General features: G+C 66.3%; 23 protein-coding genes. 9 read left to right on the forward strand and 14 right to left on the reverse strand.

The window, feature by feature from the left end; genetic code table 11:
• Nucleotides 1-66 precede the first annotated feature (66 nt).
• On the forward strand, nucleotides 67-1,023 hold the full coding sequence (locus tag J2X38_RS14700) for a nuclear transport factor 2 family protein (RefSeq protein ID WP_310255174.1): 957 nt from the start codon (nucleotides 67-69) through the stop codon (nucleotides 1,021-1,023).
• Here the strand turns inward: J2X38_RS14700 and J2X38_RS14705 are convergent.
• Together J2X38_RS14705 and ispG are read right to left on the reverse strand one after the other, a co-directional pair.
• The gene (locus J2X38_RS14705; RefSeq protein WP_310255175.1) at nucleotides 1,020-1,451 is read right to left on the reverse strand and encodes a hypothetical protein; all 432 of its coding nucleotides are present in this window, start codon (nucleotides 1,449-1,451) and stop codon (nucleotides 1,020-1,022) included. The two genes, J2X38_RS14700 and J2X38_RS14705, sit on opposite strands and share 4 nt — an antisense overlap.
• A gap of 62 nt (nucleotides 1,452-1,513) precedes the next feature.
• Entirely contained in the window at nucleotides 1,514-2,665 is a 1,152-nt protein-coding gene (gene ispG / locus J2X38_RS14710; RefSeq protein WP_058537388.1) for a flavodoxin-dependent (E)-4-hydroxy-3-methylbut-2-enyl-diphosphate synthase, read from the reverse strand.
• Between the two features lie 263 nt (nucleotides 2,666-2,928).
• On the opposite strand from ispG, the gene J2X38_RS14715 reads away from it, so the two are divergent.
• Entirely contained in the window at nucleotides 2,929-3,681 is a 753-nt protein-coding gene (locus J2X38_RS14715; RefSeq protein WP_058537387.1) for a TorF family putative porin, read from the forward strand.
• An 84-nt stretch (nucleotides 3,682-3,765) separates the two neighbouring features.
• Here the strand turns inward: J2X38_RS14715 and J2X38_RS14720 are convergent, their stop codons facing one another.
• The 4 genes from J2X38_RS14720 to J2X38_RS14735 form a co-directional block, all read right to left on the reverse strand.
• A complete protein-coding gene (locus J2X38_RS14720; RefSeq protein ID WP_058537386.1) occupies nucleotides 3,766-4,914 on the reverse strand; it encodes an alpha-hydroxy acid oxidase in 1,149 nt (382 codons plus the stop codon).
• 112 nt (nucleotides 4,915-5,026) lie between these two features.
• The gene (locus tag J2X38_RS14725; RefSeq protein ID WP_310255176.1) at nucleotides 5,027-6,298 is read right to left on the reverse strand and encodes an FAD-dependent oxidoreductase; all 1,272 of its coding nucleotides are present in this window, start codon (nucleotides 6,296-6,298) and stop codon (nucleotides 5,027-5,029) included.
• A complete protein-coding gene (locus J2X38_RS14730) occupies nucleotides 6,288-7,952 on the reverse strand; it encodes an amidohydrolase (protein ID WP_310255177.1) in 1,665 nt (554 codons plus the stop codon). Before J2X38_RS14730 ends, J2X38_RS14725 begins: the two co-directional genes overlap by 11 nt.
• A complete protein-coding gene (locus tag J2X38_RS14735) occupies nucleotides 7,949-8,827 on the reverse strand; it encodes an NAD(P)-dependent oxidoreductase (RefSeq protein WP_310255178.1) in 879 nt (292 codons plus the stop codon). The genes J2X38_RS14730 and J2X38_RS14735 overlap by 4 nt, the downstream gene beginning before the upstream one ends.
• A 59-nt stretch (nucleotides 8,828-8,886) precedes the next feature.
• Between J2X38_RS14735 and J2X38_RS14740 the strand changes: the two genes are divergently transcribed.
• From J2X38_RS14740 to J2X38_RS14755, 4 genes are all read left to right on the forward strand, one after another.
• Nucleotides 8,887-10,137 carry a threonine ammonia-lyase gene (locus tag J2X38_RS14740; RefSeq protein ID WP_310255179.1) on the forward strand — a complete coding sequence of 417 codons (1,251 nt, stop codon included), beginning with the start codon at nucleotides 8,887-8,889 and terminating at the stop codon, nucleotides 10,135-10,137.
• Between the two features lie 150 nt (nucleotides 10,138-10,287).
• Entirely contained in the window at nucleotides 10,288-10,689 is a 402-nt protein-coding gene (locus J2X38_RS14745; protein ID WP_310255180.1) for an acyl-CoA thioesterase, read from the forward strand.
• Nucleotides 10,686-11,183 (forward strand): GNAT family N-acetyltransferase, encoded by a 498-nt coding sequence (locus J2X38_RS14750; RefSeq protein ID WP_310255181.1) that lies wholly within the window; start codon nucleotides 10,686-10,688, stop codon nucleotides 11,181-11,183. Before J2X38_RS14745 ends, J2X38_RS14750 begins: the two co-directional genes overlap by 4 nt.
• Complete coding sequence (locus tag J2X38_RS14755) at nucleotides 11,180-11,671, forward strand: GNAT family N-acetyltransferase (RefSeq protein WP_310255182.1); 492 nt, start codon at nucleotides 11,180-11,182, stop codon at nucleotides 11,669-11,671. Before J2X38_RS14750 ends, J2X38_RS14755 begins: the two co-directional genes overlap by 4 nt.
• On the opposite strand, the gene J2X38_RS14760 is transcribed toward J2X38_RS14755, so the two are convergent.
• On the reverse strand, nucleotides 11,672-12,151 hold the full coding sequence (locus J2X38_RS14760) for a MarR family winged helix-turn-helix transcriptional regulator (RefSeq protein WP_310255183.1): 480 nt from the start codon (nucleotides 12,149-12,151) through the stop codon (nucleotides 11,672-11,674).
• The gene (locus tag J2X38_RS14765; RefSeq protein WP_310255184.1) at nucleotides 12,135-13,454 is read right to left on the reverse strand and encodes a S41 family peptidase; all 1,320 of its coding nucleotides are present in this window, start codon (nucleotides 13,452-13,454) and stop codon (nucleotides 12,135-12,137) included. The genes J2X38_RS14760 and J2X38_RS14765 overlap by 17 nt, the downstream gene beginning before the upstream one ends.
• Before the next feature lie 162 nt (nucleotides 13,455-13,616).
• On the opposite strand from J2X38_RS14765, the gene J2X38_RS14770 reads away from it, so the two are divergent.
• Complete coding sequence (locus J2X38_RS14770; protein WP_058537378.1) at nucleotides 13,617-14,051, forward strand: VOC family protein; 435 nt, start codon at nucleotides 13,617-13,619, stop codon at nucleotides 14,049-14,051.
• Nucleotides 14,052-14,330: 279 nt separating this feature from the next.
• Nucleotides 14,331-15,494 (forward strand): hypothetical protein, encoded by a 1,164-nt coding sequence (locus J2X38_RS14775; RefSeq protein WP_310255185.1) that lies wholly within the window; start codon nucleotides 14,331-14,333, stop codon nucleotides 15,492-15,494.
• A 1-nt stretch (nucleotide 15,495) separates the two neighbouring features.
• Here the strand turns inward: J2X38_RS14775 and J2X38_RS14780 are convergent, their stop codons facing one another.
• The gene (locus tag J2X38_RS14780) at nucleotides 15,496-16,191 is read right to left on the reverse strand and encodes a methyltransferase domain-containing protein (protein ID WP_310255186.1); all 696 of its coding nucleotides are present in this window, start codon (nucleotides 16,189-16,191) and stop codon (nucleotides 15,496-15,498) included.
• Nucleotides 16,184-16,648 carry an Rrf2 family transcriptional regulator gene (locus J2X38_RS14785; RefSeq protein ID WP_310255187.1) on the reverse strand — a complete coding sequence of 155 codons (465 nt, stop codon included), beginning with the start codon at nucleotides 16,646-16,648 and terminating at the stop codon, nucleotides 16,184-16,186. The genes J2X38_RS14780 and J2X38_RS14785 overlap by 8 nt, the downstream gene beginning before the upstream one ends.
• A gap of 246 nt (nucleotides 16,649-16,894) precedes the next feature.
• Here J2X38_RS14785 and J2X38_RS14790 point away from each other — a divergent pair, with 246 nt between their 5' ends.
• The gene (locus J2X38_RS14790) at nucleotides 16,895-17,413 is read left to right on the forward strand and encodes a GNAT family N-acetyltransferase (RefSeq protein ID WP_310255188.1); all 519 of its coding nucleotides are present in this window, start codon (nucleotides 16,895-16,897) and stop codon (nucleotides 17,411-17,413) included.
• Between the two features lie 143 nt (nucleotides 17,414-17,556).
• On the opposite strand, the gene J2X38_RS14795 is transcribed toward J2X38_RS14790, so the two are convergent.
• The 4 genes from J2X38_RS14795 to J2X38_RS14810 form a co-directional block, all read right to left on the reverse strand.
• Complete coding sequence (locus tag J2X38_RS14795) at nucleotides 17,557-18,315, reverse strand: alpha/beta fold hydrolase (RefSeq protein ID WP_310255189.1); 759 nt, start codon at nucleotides 18,313-18,315, stop codon at nucleotides 17,557-17,559.
• 144 nt (nucleotides 18,316-18,459) lie between these two features.
• Nucleotides 18,460-19,638 carry a PQQ-dependent sugar dehydrogenase gene (locus J2X38_RS14800; protein WP_310255190.1) on the reverse strand — a complete coding sequence of 393 codons (1,179 nt, stop codon included), beginning with the start codon at nucleotides 19,636-19,638 and terminating at the stop codon, nucleotides 18,460-18,462.
• Nucleotides 19,639-19,800: 162 nt separating this feature from the next.
• Entirely contained in the window at nucleotides 19,801-20,436 is a 636-nt protein-coding gene (locus J2X38_RS14805) for a sigma-70 family RNA polymerase sigma factor (protein ID WP_058537371.1), read from the reverse strand.
• Nucleotides 20,436-20,663: a NepR family anti-sigma factor gene (locus tag J2X38_RS14810; protein WP_058537370.1), complete on the reverse strand. Its 228-nt coding sequence runs from the start codon at nucleotides 20,661-20,663 to the stop codon at nucleotides 20,436-20,438. Before J2X38_RS14810 ends, J2X38_RS14805 begins: the two co-directional genes overlap by 1 nt.
• Nucleotides 20,664-20,762: the final 99 nt, after the last annotated feature.

Raw genomic sequence — 20,762 nt, forward strand, 5'->3', positions numbered from 1 at the left:
TGTCGCCGCGCCAGCACCCTGTAATCAGGAACGGCGACAGGGTGGCGCAAACGACGGGAGATGCCGATGCCGATGGTGAGCGCGCGATTGCTGGTGCTGGCGTTGCTGGTGGGGGGCGCGGGCGTTTCCGCCATTGCGCATTCGGCGCCGGTCGCTCCGCCCGCCCAGATCATCCGCGACGGTCAGCGCGATTTCGATTTCGAAATCGGGACGTGGGCAACCGAGGTGCGTGTGTTGCGCAATCCGCTTTCGGGCAAGCCGCCGGTCTGGGCCGAGTATCGCGGCACGAGCCTCGTCCGAAGCCTGATGGAAGGCCGCGCGAACAGCGTCGAACTGTCGGTTGCGGGGCCCGCGGGGAAGATCGAGGGCATCTCGCTGCGGCTTTACGATCCTGGTGCCCGCCGATGGAGCCTCAACTTCGCCAGCCTGCGCGACGGGGCGCTGACCCCGCCGGTGGTCGGCGGTTTCGGCCCCGACGGGCGAGGGGTCTTTTATGGCGTGGACAAGCTGGGCGAGCGCCCGATCCGCGTGCGGTTCGTCATCACGCAGGTCTCGGCCGACGAAGCACGCTTCGAGCAGGCTTTTTCCGCCGACGACGGCGCGACATGGGAAGTGAACTGGATCGCGGTCGACCGGCGCGTGAAATCGGCGGCCGCCTTGCCCGCCGGTCTCGCGCAGGCGGTGGAAGCCCACAATCGCGCGACGGTGGCCAAGGACATTGCTGCGCTAAGCGACTTGGTGACCGACGATTATCTGCTCGTGAATTCCGACGCGACGACGCAGGACAAGCGCTCCTACCTCGCCGATTTCGAAATGCCCGATTTCCGGATCGAACCGTTCACGATCGAGCAACCGACCTATCGCGTCGATGACGACGCGGCAGTGACGGGCGGGCTAATGACGCTGCGCTGGACGCAGCGCGGACGGCCGGAGAGCCGCCGCCTGCGCATCGGCCATGTCTGGGTCAGGCAGGGCGACCGCTGGCGCATCGCCTACACCCAGCTGACGCGCCTTCCGGATTAGCGCGGGTCGGCGCGCGCGTTCCGGCGCGAAAAGACGATCGCGAGCGCGATGATGACAAGCGCGGGCTGGCCGATCACCGCGGGCGCATCGGCCCAGAAGGTCGCGGGACCGCAGATGCCGGCGGCAACTTCATAGATGTGGAGCAGGCCGTGGAAGGTCAGCCACAGCCCGCCGACAAGGGCGGCGCGCCAGCGGAGCGAGGGGTTGATCGTCGCATAGAGCAGGATCAGCCCCGACCCCAGATAGGCGAGCCCGATATCGCGGATGAAATGCGCGTTGGGCGGGCCGGTGGTGACGACAGTCGGCACGAAGACATACCAGTCGAGCGGCTTGACCAGCATGAAGATGCCGTTGGCGATCGTCGTGATTGCGGCGATGAGCAGCAGGAGCTGGGCAAGCCGGTCGAGGGCGTCGAACTTAGCGGTCATGTCTCGCCTCCTCGATCAGAATGGCGCGAGGCTAGTCCCTGCTGACACGAATGTAAAAAGCTTTACGCCGCCTTGCCGTGCAGCGTGTCCATGCTCACCGAACTGCCCGCGTCGATCTCGGCCGCCTTCGCTTCGACGAGCTTGACGATATGGCTGATCATGTCGGCGTCCTCGACATGATGATCGGTTACCCCCGACAGGAAGACCATATGCTTGCCATTGCCGCCGCCGGTGATGCCGATGTCGGTTTCGCGCGCTTCGCCGGGGCCGTTGACGACGCAGCCGAGGACCGAGAGCGACATCGGGGTCTTGATGTGGCTGAGCGCGTCTTCGAGCGCCTGCACGGTGCGGATGACGTCGAAGCCCTGCCGCGCGCAGCTGGGGCAGGAGACGACGCGGACGCCGCGGGTGCGCAGGCCCAGCGATTTGAGGATTTCGTAGCCGACGCGCACTTCCTCTTCGGGTTCGGCCGAGAGGCTGACGCGGATCGTGTCGCCGATGCCCGCCCACAGGAGGTTGCCGATGCCGAGCGCCGATTTGACGGTGCCGCCGATCAGCCCGCCGGCTTCGGTGATGCCGAGATGCAGCGGGCAGTCGACCGCGTCGGCGAGCTGCGCATAGGCGGCGACCGCGAGGAAGACGTCGCTCGCCTTCACCGCGACCTTATATTCGTGGAAGTCGTGATCCTGGAGCAGCTTGATATGGTCGAGCGCGCTTTCGACGAGCGCCTCGGGGCATGGCTCGCCATATTTTTCGAGCAGGTCTTTCTCGAGGCTGCCCGCGTTGACGCCGATGCGGATCGCGCAGCCGTTTGCCTTTGCGGCGCGGACGACTTCGCCGACACGCTCCGATGAGCCGATATTGCCGGGGTTGATGCGCAGGCACGCGGCGCCGGCGTCGGCGGCTTCGAGCGCGCGCTTATAGTGGAAATGGATGTCGGCGATGATCGGGATGCGCGACGCGCGGACAATTTTGCCGAGCGCCGCGGTCGACTCGACGTCGGGGCACGAGACGCGGATCAGGTCGGCGCCGGCTTCCTCGCAGCGGCGGATCTGGTCGATCGTTGCCACCGGATCGCTGGTCAGCGTGTTCGTCATCGTCTGCACGCTGATCGGCGCGCCGCCGCCGACGGGGACATTGCCGACCATGATCTGGCGGCATTCGCGCCGCGCAATGTCGCGCCAGGGGCGCAGGCCGGGGTTGTGATCGCTCATGGTGTGGGCTCGACAAAAAAGGGAGATCTCCGCCGCTCTTTAGCCGCCCGTGGGCCGCTTGGCAAAGCCCGGCGTGTGCGAGGCGGATTGTTGCTCGAAAGACACAGTTTGACACAGATTAGCAACTGTTGAGCAATTTTTGTTTGTGCGTCGCAGCAAAATCGGCAATTTCATACGCGTTCGACGTTACAGGCCCGTACGAAGAGGCGTGAACACGCAACGGCAGGCTGGGACGATCCGTTTTTTATTTAGGGGGATCACCCATGAAGTTTCTTACCAAGGCGTGTTTCGGCATGCTGCTCGCCGCATCGGCCCTGTCGACGCCCGCCTTCGCCCAGGAAGAAGAAGCGGCCAGCGGCCCGTTCACGCTTTCGGGCGGCATCGCGGTCACCTCGGACTATCGCTTCCGCGGCATTTCGCTGTCGAACGAAAAGGTCGCCGTGCAGCCGACGCTGACGCTCAGCCATGAAAGCGGCCTCTACGCCGGCGTCTGGGGCTCCTCGCTCCCCGACAGCGATGCCTATGGCAAGTTCGAACTCGACCTCTACGCGGGCTTCAACACCGAAATCGCCTCGGGCACGACGGCCGACATCGGCGTGACCTACTACACCTATCCGGGCAGCCATGACGGCGGCGCGCCGACCGACTATTTCGAAGGCATCGGCAAGCTGTCGCACGACATCGGTCCCGTCTCGGTCACCGGCATGGTCGCCTATGCGCCGAAGCAGAATTCGCTCGGCGACGAGGACAATATCTACCTGAACCTCGGTGCCGGATTTGGCATTCCCAACTCGCCGGTCACGCTGACCGCGGGCGTCGGCTATAACGACGGATCGCTCGGCCTTGTGTCGCCCGACGGCAAATATATCGACTGGTCGGTCGGCGCGTCCTTCGTCGCCGGGCCGGCGACCTTCTCGGTCCAATATATCGACACCGACGTCAAAAAGTCGGGCATCAAGGCGCTCGATACGCTTTACGATCCAACCGTGGTCTTTACGCTGGGCGCATCTTTCTGATCGCCTAGCGGGTCAGCGACCACGCGCTAAGGGGACGGCTTCGGGGGAGGCCGTCCCCTTTTTCGTGCGCGAAAGACGGCGGTGTTACCGCCAGCGAAGATTTTGGGGGCCGAGATCCGACAGGGTCTTGGCCCCCATCAATTTCATGCCGCGCTCCATCTCTGCACGGAGCAGCGCGATCGCGCGCGCGACGCCATCCTCGCCCGCCGCGGCGAGCGCGTAGAGATAGAGGCGGCCGCCCGAGCAGGCCTTTGCGCCGACCGACAAGGCTTTCAGCACATGGGTGCCGCGCGTGATGCCGCCGTCGCAGATGACCTCGACCCGGTCGCCGACCGCGTCGACGATGTCGGCGAGCGCGTCGAAGGGGGAGATGCTGCCGTCGAGCTGGCGCCCGCCGTGGTTGGAGACCATGATCGCGGTGGCGCCGATGTCGGCGGCGCGTTTCGCATCCTCGACCGCGACGATGCCCTTAAGGCAGAAGGGGCCGTCCCACTTCTTTCGGATCGCCTCGGCGCGCTTCCAGTCGAGGCTCTGGTCGAGCATCGAGGTGAAATATTCGGCGACCGATTTGGGGACGCTCGACCCTTCGGAGACGTGCGTCGCAAGGTTCGGCAGGCTGAATTTTTCGCGGAGGACATAGTTGAGACCCCAGCCGGGCTTGGCGGCGTAGCTCAGCATATTCGATGCGGTGAAACGCGGGGGCGAGGTGAAACCCGAGCGCAGGCAACGTTCGCGATTGCCCCCGACGATCGTATCGACGGTGAGCGCGACGGCGTCGAACTTCGCATCGCGCGCGGCGTCGAGCATCGCCTGGTTGAGCCCCTCGTCGTGGTGGACGTAGAGCTGGAACAGTTTGGGGCCATTCGTCAGCGCGCCGGCTTCGGCGAGGCTGATCGTCGCGAGGCTCGATATGCCCGCGACGGTGCCCGCGTTCGCGGCGGCGCGGAGGACGGCGCGCTCGCCCTGCCAGTGGAACAGGCGCTGGAGCGCGGTCGGCGACAGGAAGAGCGGCATCGCGATCTCGCGCCCGAACAGCGTCGTCCTCATGTCGACGCTTTCGACCCCGGCGAGGACGCGCGGGATCAGGTCGCAGCTGTCGAAGGCTTCGCGGTTGCGGCGACGGGTGACTTCGTCGTCGGCGGCGCCGTCGATATAGTCGAACACCGGCCAGGGCAGGCGGCGCTTCGCGAGCGCGCGGAAGTCGTCGATATTGTGACAGTCGGTGAGTTTCATGTTCTGGATTTCCGTTCGCATCGAGCGAAGTCGAGATGCCGTGAAGGCATGCGCCGCCGATGGGTGTCTCGACTTCGCTCGACACGAACGGGTTTTGAAATCCAGCTTGTCATCAGAACACCGTGCGCGCCGCCACCGTCCCCTTCGACGCGAAGCTGAAGCGCGGTTCGACCGCGAGATTCTTGTCGAGGATATGGGCTGCGACGCGCTTGCCGACCGCGGGGCCATTCTTGAACCCGTGGCCCGAGCCGCCGCCGACGAGCCAGACGCGTTCCTGCCCCGGGAAACGGTCGATGAGGTAATCGCCGTTCGAGCTATTCTCATATTGGCAGACGCGACCGCCGATCAGCGGTGCATTGGCGAGTCCGGGAAAGCGGCGCTGCATGTATGCGCGCGCCTCGGCGATCCCTGCCGGGGAGAGCTGGCGTTCCATCGTGTCGGGGTCGATCGCCGGACCATGGACGTCGATCGCGATCTTGAATCCCGCGCCTTCGAGGTCGGGGATGCCATAGACGATGCGGCCATTGTTGAAATCGGCCCACACCGGAAGCTCGGGCGGGGCGAAGCGGCTGTCGCCCTGCGGCGCGCCGAAATGATAGACCTCCTGCCGCGTCGCGACGATCTTGTTCATCAATTGCTGCGGGAAGAGTTCGGCGAGCCACGGGCCCGCGGCATAGACGAGATGGTCGGCGGTGCCGCCGTCGGGGAGCCTGTGCTTCTTGATGCGCTTCGAAAAGAGCGGTGCGGGCATCACGACGCGCTCGACCTCGATCTGGGCGTCGGCGATGACTTCCTGCACGCCGCGCGCGGCGATCAGCGCGCCCGTCTCGGTCTCAAGAATGCCGGTCTCGCCCTGATAGAATTGGATCTGGCGGTACTTTTCCTGCAGCCAGCGGACGTCCCCATGCTCGTGGCCGACGCGGTTCGCCTGCAGCCAGGCGAGCGACTGCGCGGTGTAGGCGTCGTCCTGCGGTGCGAACCACAGCACGCCGGTGTTGTGGAAGATCGGCGCGCTCGCGGTGTCGGAGAGGTCTTTCCAATATTTGAGCGAGTCGCGCGCCATCTCCGAATAGATGGTGTCGGCGCCGTATCCCATGCGGATGACGCGGCTTTCGCCTGCCGACGAGGCGCGTGCGTGGCCCGCACCATAGGCGTCGAACAGCCGCACCGTCTTGCCCGCGCGCAGCAGATGCCACGCGGCCCACGCGCCGAACACGCCCGCGCCGATGATCGCGACATCGACATGCTGGACCTTGGGCTTCGCGGGTTTGCGTTTCTTGGGCTTGCGTTCCTTGCGCTCGGCGGCCGCGGCGGCCGCCGCGGCGACAGGCAGCGCCGCGAGGCCGGTGAGCAGCGCCCGCCGGGTCGGCACGTCAGCGGCCAACGGTCGCGCCCTCCTTCTTCTTGTAATAGCGATAGCCGCCGATCCATGTTTCGAGTGGGGTCATTTTACGAATTTCGTCAGGGCTCGCGAGCATCGGGTCGGCCTCGACGATCAGGAAGTCTGCGCGCATCCCGGGCATCAGCGTGCCGATGCGGTCCTCGGCAAAACCGGCGAAGGCCGCGGTGCGCGTGAAGCCGTCGAGCGCGGTTTCGCGCGTGACGATCTCCTCAGGACGCCAGCCGCCGAAGGGCTCACCCTTGGCATCGGTGCGCGAAATCGCGGCGGCGATGCCGGGGAAGGGGTTCGCGCTTTCGACCGGGACGTCGGAGCCGAAGGCGAGGCGGACGCCCGCATTTTCGAGGCTGCGCCAGGCATAGGCGCCCTTGAGCCGGTCGGGGCCAAGGCGGGCTTCGGCCATGACGCGGTCGCTCGTCTGGTGAACGGGCTGCATCGAGGCGATGACCTTGAGCGTCGCGAAGCGCGGGATGTCGACGGGGTCGATGATCTGCGCATGTTCGATGCGCCAGCGGCGCTCGCCGGGCAGGTCGGCGGTGAGGTCGGTGATCGCGTCCAAAGCCTCGGCGTTGGCGGCGTCGCCGATCGCGTGGATCGCGACCTGGAACTTGTCCATCGACGCGCGCACCATCTTGTTGCGGAGCTGCGCGGGGGTGAGCAGCGGCAGGCCTTTTTGTCCCGGCGCGTCGCTGTACGGCGCCTTCAGCCATGCGCCGCGCGAACCCAATGCGCCGTCGAGCAAGAGCTTCACCCCGACCATGCGCAGGCGGTCGTCGTAGAGCCAGGGCGTCGGTTCGGACCCCGCGATGATCGCCATATTGTCGATGTCGGCGCCGTAGCTGAGGATGCGCACCGAAAGCTGTTTCTTGTCGCCGGCGCGGCGATACGCCTGCCAGTCGGCGATGCTGGTGCCCATGTCGGCGATCGTCGTGATGCCCTGTTCGAGCAATTTCTGTTGCGCGAGGTACAGCGCGCGGTCGAGGTCGCGCGCGAGCGGTTTGGGCTTGGCGCTGTCGATCAGGCTCATCGCGGCGTCGACGAACACCCCGCTCGGCTTGCCGGCTTCCATCTCGATGCGCCCGCCCTCGGGCGCCTTGCTCGCGGGCGTGATCCTGGCGGCGGTCATTGCCGCCGTGTTGGCCCAGCCCGCGTGGCCGTCGACGCGTTCGAGCCAGACGGGGCGGTTCGGCACCGCGGCGTCGAGATCGGCGGCGGTCGGAAAGCGGCCGAGGCCCCATTTTTCCTGATTCCACCCCGAGCCGATGATCCAGGGCATTTCGGGATTGTCGGCGGCATATTTGCGGATCGCCGCCTGCGCTTCGGCGAGGCTGCTGGTGTTCGACAGGTCGAGCAGCATCAGCTGGAAGCCCAGACCCATGACATGACCGTGCGCGTCGATCAGGCCGGGGATCAGCGTGCGGCCCTTGCCATCCTCCTTGAAATCGGGGCGTTCGGGGCGCTTGTCCTTGCGGTCGAGCAGCTGCTTGACCTTGCCTTGTGTATCGATGACGAGGCCGGTGAAGCGGACGAGCTTGCCGTCCTTGTCGAGCGTGATGCCGTTGACATTGTCGACGAGCGTATCGGCGTGCGCGGGGGCGGCGAGGGACAGCACGAGGGCGGTCAGGATCAGGCGCTTCACTTGGGGAGCCTCGTCACGAGCGAGCTGGTGTCCTTTCGCCCGCCGCCGGCCTTTTGCACATCGGCGTAGAATTGATCGACGAGGCTGGCGACCGGCAAGGTCGCGCCGTTGACGCGCGCTTCGTCGAGCGCGAGGCCGAGGTCCTTGCGCATCCAGTCGACCGCGAAGCCGAAATCGAACTCGTCCTTCGCCATCGTGCCCCAGCGGTTGAGCATCTGCCAGCTCGCCGCGGCGCCGCCGGAGACCGCCTCGAACACCTTGTCGGTGTCGAGCTTCGACGCCTGCGCGAACCGCAGCGCTTCGGAGAGTCCCTGAACGACCCCGGCGATGGCGATCTGGTTGACCATCTTGGTCGTCTGCCCCGCGCCGGGGCCACCGATATGCACCATGCGCGCGGCATAGGCCTGCATCACCGGTGCGGCGGCGTCGAACGCGGCCTTGGTGCCGCCGCACATGATCGAGAGCGTGCCGTTCTGCGCCCCGGCTTCGCCGCCGGAGACGGGGGCATCGACGCATAGCAGGCCGAGCCCCTCGGCCTCGACCGACAATTGCCGCGCGATGCGCGCGGAGACGGTGGTATGGTCGACGAACAGCGCGCCCTTGCGCATCGCCCTGAACGCGCCGTCGCGGCCGAGCGTCACTTGCGCGAGATCGTCGTCGTTGCCGACGCAAGTGAGGACGACATCCGCATCCCTTGCCGCTTCGGCCGGGGTCGATGCCGCCGCGCCGCCATATTGCGCGACCCAGGCGTCCGCCTTGGCGCGCGTGCGGTTGTAAACGGTGAGGTGGTGGCCCGCCTTGACGAGGTGGCCTGCCATCGGTCCGCCCATGACGCCGGTGCCGATGAAGCTGATGCGCAATTTTTGTTCGCTCATGGCCAAGTCCATAAGCATAGTTTGCGCGGCGCGCCAGATAGGCTAGTGCGCTTGCCGTTATGACAGATCAACTCACCCTGACCTCCGCCGCCGATTTACCGGCGATCACATTGGACGATGTGCGCGCGGCGGCAGAGCGAATTAACGGCGCGGTCGTGCGCACCCCGACGCTCCATTCGCAGACGCTGTCCGAAATGGTCGGCGCCGAGGTGTGGCTGAAGTTCGAAAACCTGCAGTTCACCGCGGCGTACAAGGAACGCGGCGCATTGAACGCGCTGTTGTTGATGGACCCGGAAGCGCGCGAACGCGGTGTGATCGCCGCGTCGGCGGGCAATCATGCGCAGGGGCTCGCCTATCATGGCAAGCGCCTCGGCGTCCCTGTCACCATCGTGATGCCGAGCACGACGCCCCAAGTGAAGGTATCGCAGACCGCGAGCCATGGCGCGACGATCGTGCTGTTCGGCGAGAAGTTCGACGATGCCTATGCGCATGCGCGCGAGCTGGAAGTCGAGCGCGGGCTGACCTTCGTCCATCCCTTCGACCATCCGCACGTCGCGGCGGGGCAGGGGACGGTGGCGCTCGAAATGCTCGAGGATGTGCCCGAGCTCGACACGCTGATCGTGCCGATCGGCGGCGGCGGGCTGCTCGCGGGCATGGGCACCGCGGCGCGCGGGATCAAGAATGACATGCGCCTGATCGGCGTGCAGGCCGAACTCTATCCGTCGATGTACGCGGAGCTCAACGGCGTCGATATGGCGTGCGAGGGCGACACGCTCGCCGAGGGCATCGCGGTCAAGGAACCGGGGTCCTATACGCGCAAGCTGGTGGCCGAACTCAACGACGATATCGTGCTGGTCGCCGAGCGCCATCTCGAGCGTGCGGTCAGCCTGTTGCTGCAGATCGAAAAGACGGTGGTCGAGGGCGCGGGCGCCGCGGGGCTGGCGGCAATGCTCGCGCACCCGGAAGAGTTTGCGGGGCGCAAGGTCGGGCTGGTGCTCACCGGGGGCAATATCGATACGCGCCTGCTCGCGAATGTGCTGCTGCGCGACCTTGCGCGCTCGGGCCGTATCGCGCGCCTGCGCATCCGGTTGCAGGATCGTCCCGGCGCGCTGTTCAAGGTGATGAAGCTGTTCGACGAGAAGCAGGTCAACATCATCGAAATCTATCACCAGCGCATCTTTACGACGCTGCCCGCCAAGGGGCTGATCACCGACATCGAGTGCGAAGCGCGCGACCGCGAGCATCTCGACAGCCTCGTCGCGGCGCTCCGCGATGCTGGCTATATGGTGACCACCGTCGAACTCGCATAGACTATGCCGATATTCAGCCCGTGGCGGGCTGCGAACGGCCGTCTCCTGCGCTTCCGGTGCTCACGTACAAAAATACGCTGCGCTCCGATTCTCGGAGCCAGCCATTCTCGCTCCACCACGAACTGAATCTCGACATAGTCTGGGCGGCCGATGAAGGAATATAGTCTCGAACTCACTGCGACGCCCGAGAGCATCGACGAGCTTGGCCACGTCAACAATGCCGTCTGGGTCCAGTGGATCCAGCAGGTCGCGACGGGGCATTGGGACGCGGCGGCCCCGCAGAGCCACAAGAACGCCTATATCTGGGTCGTGGTGCGGCACGAGATTGATTATCTGCGCGCGCTGGGGCCGGGCGAGACGGTGACCGCGCGGACGTGGGTCGCCGACAAGCCGCAGGGCGCGAAGTTCGACCGCTTCATGGAATTCACCGGCGCCGACGGCAAAGTCCATGTCCGCGCGCGGACGGTGTGGGCGCTGCTCGACAAGGCGAGCGGGCGGCCGCTGCGCGTGACGGCCGACGTGGTCGCGCCGTTCGTCGGCGATGCTTCATGAGCGGCGCGGGACAATGGCGGCCGATGCGTGAGGCCGACCTGTCGGTCGTCGTCACGATTTCCGACGCGGTGCACGGTGCCTTTACCGAGCCGTTGGAAACCTTCGCCGACCGCCTCGCGCATTATCCGGCGGGGTGCGCGATCCTTGAACGCGACGGTGCGTCTTTGGGTTATCTGATCAGCCACCCCTGGCCGCGCGATGCTGCGCCGCCAAAGCTTGGTGCGTTGCTGGGGGCAATTCCGGTGTCAGACAGCTATTATCTCCACGACATTGCGCTGTTGCCCGCGGCGCGCGGAACCGGCGCCGGGGCGACGGCGACCGCTTTCGTCGTCCACCAGGCCGAAGTCGAAGGCTGCCGCGATATCCGGCTGGTCGCGATCCAGGGCGCCGACAGCTATTGGCACGCGCAAGGGTTCGCCTATGTCGGGACCGCCATAGAAGGCCCCTATGGACCGGGGTCGCACCTGATGCAGCGCGCGGTCGAAGCGGCATGACGGCGCTGGTTATCCGTCCTGTCAGACCCGACGACGCCGCCGCGATCTGGGCGATCATCGAGCCGGTGATCCGCGCGGGCGAGACGCTGACGCTCGATCGCGGGATGAGCGAAGCGGCGGCGCTCGCTTACTGGTTCGACACCGACAAGGAGGCGTTCGTCGCCGAAGAGGGCGGCGTGATCCTCGGCACCTATTATCTGCGCGCCAACCAGACCGGCGGCGGCGCGCATGTCGCCAACGCGGGCTATGTGACCGGTGCGGCGGCAACCGGGCGCGGGGTCGCGCGGGCGATGGGCCTGCATTCGATCGCGCATGCGAAGGCGCGCGGCTTTCGCGCGATGCAGTTCAATTTTGTGGTGAGTGCGAATGTGCGCGCGGTCGGGCTGTGGCAGTCGCTGGGGTTCGAAGTCGTCGGCCGCCTGCCGGGCGCTTTCGATCATCCGGTCGAGGGTTTCGTCGATGCGCTGGTGATGTTCCGGACGCTCTGACTATTCCCGGATGCGTTCGCGCAGTGGCTTGTCGGCCAAGGCCTTGAGCGCCTTCAGTATCGCGCCATGAACGTCGCCGACCTCTTCGAAGAGCGTGCGATAGACCTCGCTTATCCGCACGCTATAGGCGTCGATGCGGGCGAGCTGGTCGCGGCCTGCATCGGTCAGCCGGAAAATCTTGCGCCGCGCGTCGGCGGGGTCGGCGTGTTGGGTGACAAGGCCGAGGCGGAGCAGCGCGGGGCATTTCTGGATCACCAGCTGGTGCGACTGGCCGAGCGCGCGTGCAAGGTCGGCGGCCGAGGCTTCACCGGCTTCGACGAGCGCGGTGAGCAGCGAGCAGGACCGCACGGGGACGATGATGCCGGCTTCGTCGAACAAGGGACGCGTCTGTTCCTCGATCCGCTGGCTCAGCGCTTCGCTGAGGCGGCCGAGGAACGAGATGTCGTCGAGATCGGTCGAGATGTCAGTCGAGGCGGGCATAGGTCTGGGTTGTTCCATCGCGGTCGATGCGTTCAAGCGCGGTGACCTTGCCGCCTTTGCGCACGATGCGAAAGCGGAAGTCGCGCACGCCTTCGATCGCGAGCAGGTCGCCGGCGAGCGGATCGAGCGTCAGGCGAAAGCGTTCGCGCCAGGTGTAGAGCAATTTGCCCCCGACGAGGTCGATGCGCCGTCCTTCGTAGCGGCCGGCGATGGCCTTGAGCGCGGTCGTGGTCGGCTGCGGGCGCGCGGCGAGCTCGGGGGCTAGCCAGTCGGCGTCGGCCTGCTTCGCCGGATCGGCCTTGGCCAGTTCAGCGAGCGCGAGGCGGTGCGCGACGGCGAGGGCGTCGGCCGACGGGACCAGATGGTCGGGCGTGACGCCCTGACCTTCGAAATCGCTGCGATCGATAGGGTCGCGGATCTGGCCGATCGGCACCTGCACGAAAAAGTCGGTGCCGACGGGCTTGCGGTCGACCGGATGCGCGCCGCCCGCGGTGCGTTCGCCGACCAGCGTTGCGCGGCCCAGTTTCTTGAGCGTGTAGGCGAACCATTCGGCGGCGGAGAAGCTGGTCGAGCCGGTAAGGACATAGACGGGTTTGCCGGTCAGCCGTTTCGCGGGCAGCGCGGGGAGCACCCATTGGCCGCGTTCGACGCGGCGGCCGTCGAGATTATAATAATAGTCGAAGAGTTCCTGATCCTTGTCGCCGCGGAAGAGTTGGCTCGCGAGCAGCTGTGCCATCTCGAGATAGCCGCCATTATTGTAGCGCAGGTCATAAATCACCGCGTCGCCATTCTCGATAAAGCGCATCGCCGCCGCGGCCGCGTCATAGCCGGGTTCGGGGTCGGCGAAATGCGTGAGGTCGACATAGGCGATATTGCCGTCGAGATAGCGAAGCCCGGCAAAGCCGAAATTTTTCCGCACCTCTTCGCGCCGTTCCGTTTCGCGCAGCGCAGCGGCGCGGGCGGGATCCTGCCGCGCGGCATAGTCGGCGACCCATTCGGGATCGACCCCGACCGAGAAATGCAGGTCGTTGCTCGCGGCGACCAGATCGTCGGTGAGCTCGCTGGCGAGCGTGCGCCGGTCGGTCGCTTTATCATAATCACCGGCGTCGAGGTGGCGGCGCAGCGTCGCGGCGATGGTCTTCGCCTTGTCGGGAAAGACATAGTTCGCCTCAAGCGTCTGGCCGAGCTGCTCGACGACCGCGCGCTTGTCGGCGGCCGTGAGCGGCGCGTCTTGCGCTGCGGCGGCGCTTCCCATCCATGCGGTGGTGGTGATCAGAATTGCAGCCCAATGCCGAATATTCATGCGTTTTCCCGTCCATTATGCGATTCGTACAATATATTGCGCAATATGTTGTAATTATCGTCGACGCAAGCCCCACGCTCGATTGAGGCGGCGGAAGCCGTGGGAACCATCGGGGTGCGAAGCGGTTTTCCGTGTGCGGCGCGGGCAGGAGAGGAGTGATCCATGGAAACGCAATTGCTGCACCGCGGGCGGTTGATCGATCATATCCAGCTGGTGGTCGCCGATCTGAAGGCGAGCCGCGCCTTTTACGGCGCGATCTTCGATGTCCTCGGCGTGCCGATTGGCGGAGAGGCCGAGGATTATTTCTGGGCCGATGAGCTGTTCGTATCGACGAAAGACAGTCAAGCGGCGCTCGGCAAACTGACGGGGCGGCACCATCTGGCGTTTCAGGCGGCGGACCGCGCTGCGGTCGATGCCTTTTACAAGGCGGGCCTCGCGGCGGGCGGGCGCGACAATGGCGCACCGGGCGAGCGGCCCTATCATCCGGGCTATTATGCGGCTTTCCTGCTTGACCCCGACGGCAACAATATCGAGGCGGTCTATCATGGTGCGCATGAGCGTAGCGCGCCGTCGGTGGAGATCCGCTTCGAAGGTTGATGTCCGCTTGGGGTAGAGCCGCCCCGGCCATCGCGCCCGTTCCGCCAGTCTTCGGCGCATAAAAATGAAGTCCGCCGGCAAGCCGACGGACTTCAAGAGAGCAAGATGGCCTTGGTTCCACCTTCCTCGGGTCGCACCCGTTCAATGGCCGATTCGGTGGATTGTTTCACTACCCACGTGGGTAGGAGACATAATATTTTCGTTTTATCGCATTGCGCTTGCCTTCGCGTCTCCGCTCCTCTCAAATGAGATCGCTGCGGGTCTTCTGGGGGGAAGTGCATGCAGAGCGACCAGCTATCGACCTTTCCGTCCGACCATAATGCGCCGGCCGAATGGGAGGTGCTCAACGCGCTGATCGGCAAAATCTATGATTCGGTGCTCCATCCCGAAAGCTGGAACGAAACCCTCGCGCGCATCACCGGCACGCTCTGTCCGCTGAGCTGGGAAGCCGCCTTCATCCTCTGGGAAAGCAGCAATCCGCCGAGCGCGCGCTTCGTCGCCGCGACGGGCCTCGCCGCCGGCATCCAGGAAATCTACACCGCGGTCTATGCCGGCAGCCATCCGTGGTCGCGCAAGTTCCAGCGCTATGGCAACGGCAGCGTCATCGATAGCTATGACATCATGACGCGCGAGGAATTCTATGAGAGCGAGTTCTTCCGCAATTTCCTGAAACCCTATGGCATCGACCGGCTTGTCGGGGTGTTGCTTGACCGGCGCGACGGCGACCGGCTCGGGTTGATGATCCCCGGCCCCGGCGACCGCGACGTCGAGCGGTTGAAGCGCGGCCTCCGCGTCCTTGCGCCGCATATCCAGCGCGCGATGCGGATCAGCGACCGCATCGCCTCGCTCGACCTTGCGGCGGGCGCCGCGCGCGCCGCTGCCGACGCCGCGCCCTTCGCGATTTTCAGCCTCGACGACCAGCTCAATATCCTTGCCGCGAACAGCCGCGCCGCGCGCTATGAAAAGGCGGGCTTCATCCGCATCTCGCAGGACCGCTTCGCCTTCACCCATCCCGCCAGCCAGAAACACTTGCTCGACCTCGTCAAAAGCTCCGACCCCGCCGGCCTCGCTTTCCAGACGGTCGGTGATGCGGGCGCCGAATGCCCCGTGCTCGTCGCGCGCGTCACGCGCCAGTCGGCGCAGCAGCTCGGCGGCCTGCGCCTTGGCGCGTCGCTGATCGTCACCCTCGGCAGCGCGCCGGGCGAAACCCCCGTGGTCGAAATCGACCGCGTCGCGCAATGGTTCGGGCTCACCCCCGCCGAAGCCCGCCTCGCCGTCGCGCTCGCCGCGGGCGACACGCTGAAGGACTATGCGGCGCTGCGGGCGGTCAGCGTGAACGCGGTCCGCTTCCTTCTGAAAGGGATCTTCCGCAAGACCGGCGTGACCACGCAGGCGCAGCTCGTCGCGCTGCTCGCGCGGTTGCCTGGGCCGGGAGCGAATTAGGTCAGGCGTAGCCGACCCAGCCGCGCCAGGTGAAGGCGGCGTAGAATTGCTCGACATCGTGGAAACCCGCAGCGCGTAGCACGTCCTCGTCGGCTTCGGGGCTCAGCATCGCGACGTGGGTGGCGACGGCTTCGCGGCCCTTGGCGACCTGTTCGGGGTCGCCGCCCGATGCGATGGCAAAGGCGGCGTAGCGGTCGAGCCAGCGGTCCCGTTCGTGTGCGCCTTGCGGGAAGCTGCCGTGCGCCGCGACGAACGGGGCGTCGGGTTTCAGGCGGCGCTGGATTTCGGCGGCGGTGCGGGTGCGCTCTTCGATGTCGAGGAAGTGGAGCGTGAGGAGGCACGTCGCGCCGTCGAACGGGCCCGCGGGGGCGTTGTCGATATAGCCTTCGATCAATTCGGCGCGGTGCGCGTCGGGGCCGAGAACCTCTGCCGCGAGCTCGAGCATCGGTCCCGCGGGATCGACGCCGGTGAAGCGCCAGCCGGGGTGCGCCTCGGCCATCGCCTTCATTTCGCTGCCGCCGCCCGCGCCGAGCACGAGGATATGCGCGTCGTCGGGGACGCGCTCGGCGAGCAGGAGCCCGGTCATGCGGTGGAGGCCGTCGAGGCCGGGGACGAAGCGCCGCGGCCCTTCGGTATAGCGCGCGACCGCGGCGGGGTCCTTGAAGCTGTCGAGAAAATGCTGGGCGCCTTCAGCCATGGATATGCTCCTGTGCGGTGGGGGAGGTGGATCGCGCGGCCATGCGCGCGTGGAAATCGGCGGCGAGCGCCGCGAGCGTCACTTCGCCGAAACGCGCGAGCAGCAGCGCCTCGGCATCGCGAAAGCCGGTGTCGAGCGCGGCGTTGACCGCCTGCTCGACGAGGCAGCCGGGCGCTTCGGTGCGGTTGCCCATCGCCATCAGGCTGGGCCGGCCGATCGCGTCATAGACGTCGCGCATCGTGATTTGACTAAGGTCCTTCGCGATGGTCCAGCCGCCGCCGTGGCCCTTTTCGCTGTGGACGAAACCCGCATCGCGCAGCCCGCCGAGGATGCGGCGGATCACGACCGGGTGCGTCTGCATCGCCTTCGCGAGCTGGTCCGAGGTCATCGGGGTGTCCTGGTCGGCCATATGGAGGAGGACGTGGAGCACGCCCGAGAGTCGGCTGTCGCGTTTCATGTAACTTTAAATAGTGCGTGAATTGTGGTCGTCAAGGCGGGGCTTGATCGGGAAACGCGGCGCTGTTAGGTCCGCTCGCGATGACCAACGACCAATCTCTCCGATTCAAGGCGTATTGGCGCTCCTTTACATAGGAGCGGCATGGCATCACCTGTGACCATCGCCGCCGTGTTCGGACAAGGCGAATGGTCATCATCACACCACCAACCCCCGGTCACGGCGTGCGCTTTTTGAAGAAGACGCGACATGACCGATACCTTGCTTGCCCTGTCGACCGACCATTGCCGCATCACGCCGCTCTTTGCCGATGATGCGCGCGCCTTGTCCGCGATCACCGACGAGACGGTGACGTCGCAGGTCCATTTCCTGCCCGCACCCTTCACCGAAGCCGACGCGCGCGCGCTGATCGCCAAATCAGGAGGCGGCGATGTCTTTCATGCGGTACGCGACGAAAGCGGCCTCGATTTGAACGGCGTGATCGGGGTCCACCGCCGGATGGGGCAGGAATATGAGATCGGCTACTGGTTCGCGGCGCGGGCGCGCGGGAAGGGGATCGCGACCGAGGCGGTGCGCGCGGTCGTCGGGGCGCTCGCGACGTCGCGGCCGGGCTGTTCGATCGTCGCCGAATGCCATCCCGACAACGAGCGGTCGCGCGCGTTGCTGCGCCGGATCGGTTTCGTGTCGACGGGGCGCGCGGGGAAACGGCCGGGGCGGATGTTGATGGCGTGGCGCGCGGCGCCCGCCTATCGCATCGACGTCTGCTGATCGATCCTCCCTGTCGCGAAGCGATGGGGAGGTGGCAGCGGCGCAGCCGCTGACGGAGGGGCGATGGTGCGACGTCGCGGCCCCTCCACCACGCCCTTCGGGCGCGGTCCCCCTCCCCATGGCTTCGCCACGGGGAGGATCGTTTAGTCGGGCTCTGACACCTCTTCGGTCAGCGCCTTGACGATCGCCGCGACCGACGTGGGCGCATAGGCGAAGCCCATATGGCCGCAGTCGACCTCGACCTGCCGATCGCTTTCGTGTGGCTGGCCGCGTGCGCTGCTGACCGCGACGACGCCGTCATGCTTCGACCAGAGTGCAAAGGTCGGCATTTCGGGACGCGGCGCGGGGTGGAAGTCGATCGGCGGATTGTCGACCGGGTGGCGCGCGACGAGGTGATAGAGGCGCCACGCGCGGTTGGCGCGGCGGCTGCCCGAAAAGGGTGAGCCGAGCGTCACGACGCGCGCGACCTTGTCCGGGTGATGCTTGGCATATTCGCGCGCATAGATGCCGCCGAGGCTCCATCCGACGAGTGCGGGGGCGTAGCCGGTGCGGTCGATGATCCACTGCACGCGCGTGTCGATGCGATCGATGATGTCGGGGGTCGCGCCGCGATTGAAGCCGAGGCCCCAGGCGTAGCAGCGAAAGCCCGAGCGGCGGAGGTCGGCGCGCAGCCCCTTGGTCGCCCAGTCGCCCGACAGGAAGCCCGGAAGCACCATCACCGGCGGATGCTCGCTGTCGGGATTGGGCTCGGGGGGCAGCGGCCGAATGCGGCCGCCGATGGCGCGCGCGAGCGACCCGATCTCGCGCCACAGCAACGCCAGCGGCGGCAGTGCGTCGGGATCGGGAATGCGCGCGGGCCATTCGGCGCGCCGGGTGAGGAAGCCGCGGATCATCGGAAGCATATAGTCATGGTTGGTCCCCGGCGAAAGGCGCCCGGAGGCGCGTGACTCCGGGCGCAGCCCACCAGAGGTAAGGCAAAGGGGTCTGGCCCCGGCGTGGCGCTACGCGCCGTCTGCGACTCCGCCGGGGAACAAAAAGGGCAGGCGCTATTTCTTCGGAACCAGCCTCACCAGCTTGCCGTCCTCGCCGTCGGTGAGCAGCCAGACCGAGCCGTCGTCGCGCACCTCGACTTCGCGGATGCGCTGGCCGAAGTCCCAGCGGTCGGACTTGTGCAGCTTGTCGCCGTCTACGGCCATGCGGATCAGCCCTTCGCCCGACAGCGCGCCCATCAAGAGGCTGTTCTTCCAGCCGCGATAGAGGTCGCCGTCATACCAGACGAGCCCGGCGGGCGAGACCGACGGGTTCCACCAGAGTTCGGGCGCGGCGAATTCGGGGCGCGTCGGATGATCGGGAATATCCTTGCCGTCATAATGGTCGCCGTTCGACACGATCGGATAGCCATAATTCGCCTTGACCTCGACGAGGTTGACCTCGTCGCCGCCCTTCGGCCCCATTTCCTGGTTCCAGAGCTTGCCGGTGCCGTCGAAGGCGAGGCCAAGGATATTGCGGTGGCCGAGCGACCAGATTTGCGCGGTGACGCCGCCCTCGCTGGCGAACGGGTTATCCGCGGGGACGCTGCCGTCGGCGTTGAGGCGCAGGATCTTGCCCAGGTTGCCCGTCATGTCCTGCGCGGGCGTGAACTTCTGGCGCTCGCCCGATCCGATGAAGAGATATTTGCCGTCGGGCGAGAAGAGAAGGCGGTGCGAATAATGGCCCTGTCCGGTGACCTTCGGATACTGTTTCCAGATGATCTGGAGCCCCTCGAGCGCAGGAGCGGCGCCCTGCTTCAGCTTCGCCTTGCCGACGACCGCGCCATAGGTCTTGCCCGGACCGGGTTCGACCCAGCTCAAATAGATCGTGCCGCTCGCCGCAAAGTCGGGCGCGACGATCACGTCGCCGAAGCCGCCCTGACCGCCAAAGGCGACCGCGGGGACACCCGCGACGTCGAGCGTCGGGCCGCTTTCCTGCCAGAGTTTCAATTTGCCCGATCGCTCGGTGATCAGCGCCGCGCGCGTGCCGGGGACGAAGGTCATCGCCCAGGGTTCGTTGAAGCTCGCGATTTCCTTGACCGTGAAGGGCGCGTCGGCGAGCGGCGTCGCGGGCTGCGCGCCCGATGCGTCGAGTTTGGCAGTGTCGGCGGGCGCCGCTTCGGTCGATGCGGGAGCGGCCGAGCAGGCGGCGACGGCCAGCGCGGAAATCAGGGCAAGATGCGGCAGGTTTTTCATCGAAAGGGGCTCGCTTTGCTGGGGAAGGACGCGTCGTTCTGACGTGACGGCTGCCGGTTGTCGAGAGGTACGAGCATATCGTCGCCCCCGCGAAGGCGGGGGCCGCCGTCGGCCTTGCGCTATGTAGCCAGCGGCCCCCGCCTTCGCGGGGGCGACGGGGAACTAGCGGCTCGCGGCCTCGCGCCGCGCGGTGATCGTCTCGACGCTGTCCATGATCGCATCGACCGCTTCGCTCGACGGCGGCGCGTCGGCGCGTTTCTGCGAAAACTGGCCGCTGTTCATAATCTCTTCAAGCGCCGCGCGCGCGCGAGAGACGCGGCTTTTCATCGTGCCAAGCGCGCAGTCGCAGATGCTGGCGGCTTCCTCGTAAGACAGTCCGCCGGCGCCGACGAGGATCAGCGCCTCGCGCTGGTCCTGCGGCAATTCCATGAGCCCGCGCTGGAGGTCGGCCATCTCGCCGCTGTCTTCCTGGCTGGCGGGGGTCGACATCGTGCGCTCGACCGCGGTCTCGTCATATTCGCCGACAAATTTGTTGCGGCGCATCTGCGACAGAAAGGTGTTGCGCAGGATGACGAAGGTCCACGCCTTGATCGAGGTGCCGCGTTCGAACCGCTCGCGCGACGCCCACGCCTTGACCATCGTGTCCTGCGTCAGATCGTCGGCGAGGTCGGGGTTGCCCGACAGGCTGCGGCCATAGGCGCGCAGGTGGGGGATGACACCGGCAAGCAGCGTCTTGAATTCGCTGTCGGACAGGGTTTCGGCCTGCGGCTGCGAAGCAGCGGCGGTGGGTCCGGTCATTATTGCTTCGGGCTTTTCTGATCGAGCTGAGAAAGAAGGTCGAGCATATTGTCGGGCAGCTTTTCGGCGACGACATTGCCATAGATCATGCGCAGCTTCGCGCTCACCGGCTCGGGCGCCTGCCGCCCGGTCAAGGTGCGATGCCACTGGTCGCCAGTCGTGCCGGGAAAGCTTCCCGGCGTGCGACGTGCATCGGCGCCGGGGGGGAGGGGGCCCTTGCCGTTCATCCTGTTGTTGCCTTGCGTAGCCATGCCGGAGCAACGACGAAAACGGCCGGGGGTTCCCCGCTTGCTGGTTTTTTCGACGAACGGTGTTGCGATAAAAGC

The organism is Sphingopyxis sp. BE235, from assembly GCF_031457175.1.
Taxonomy (GTDB): domain Bacteria; phylum Pseudomonadota; class Alphaproteobacteria; order Sphingomonadales; family Sphingomonadaceae; genus Sphingopyxis.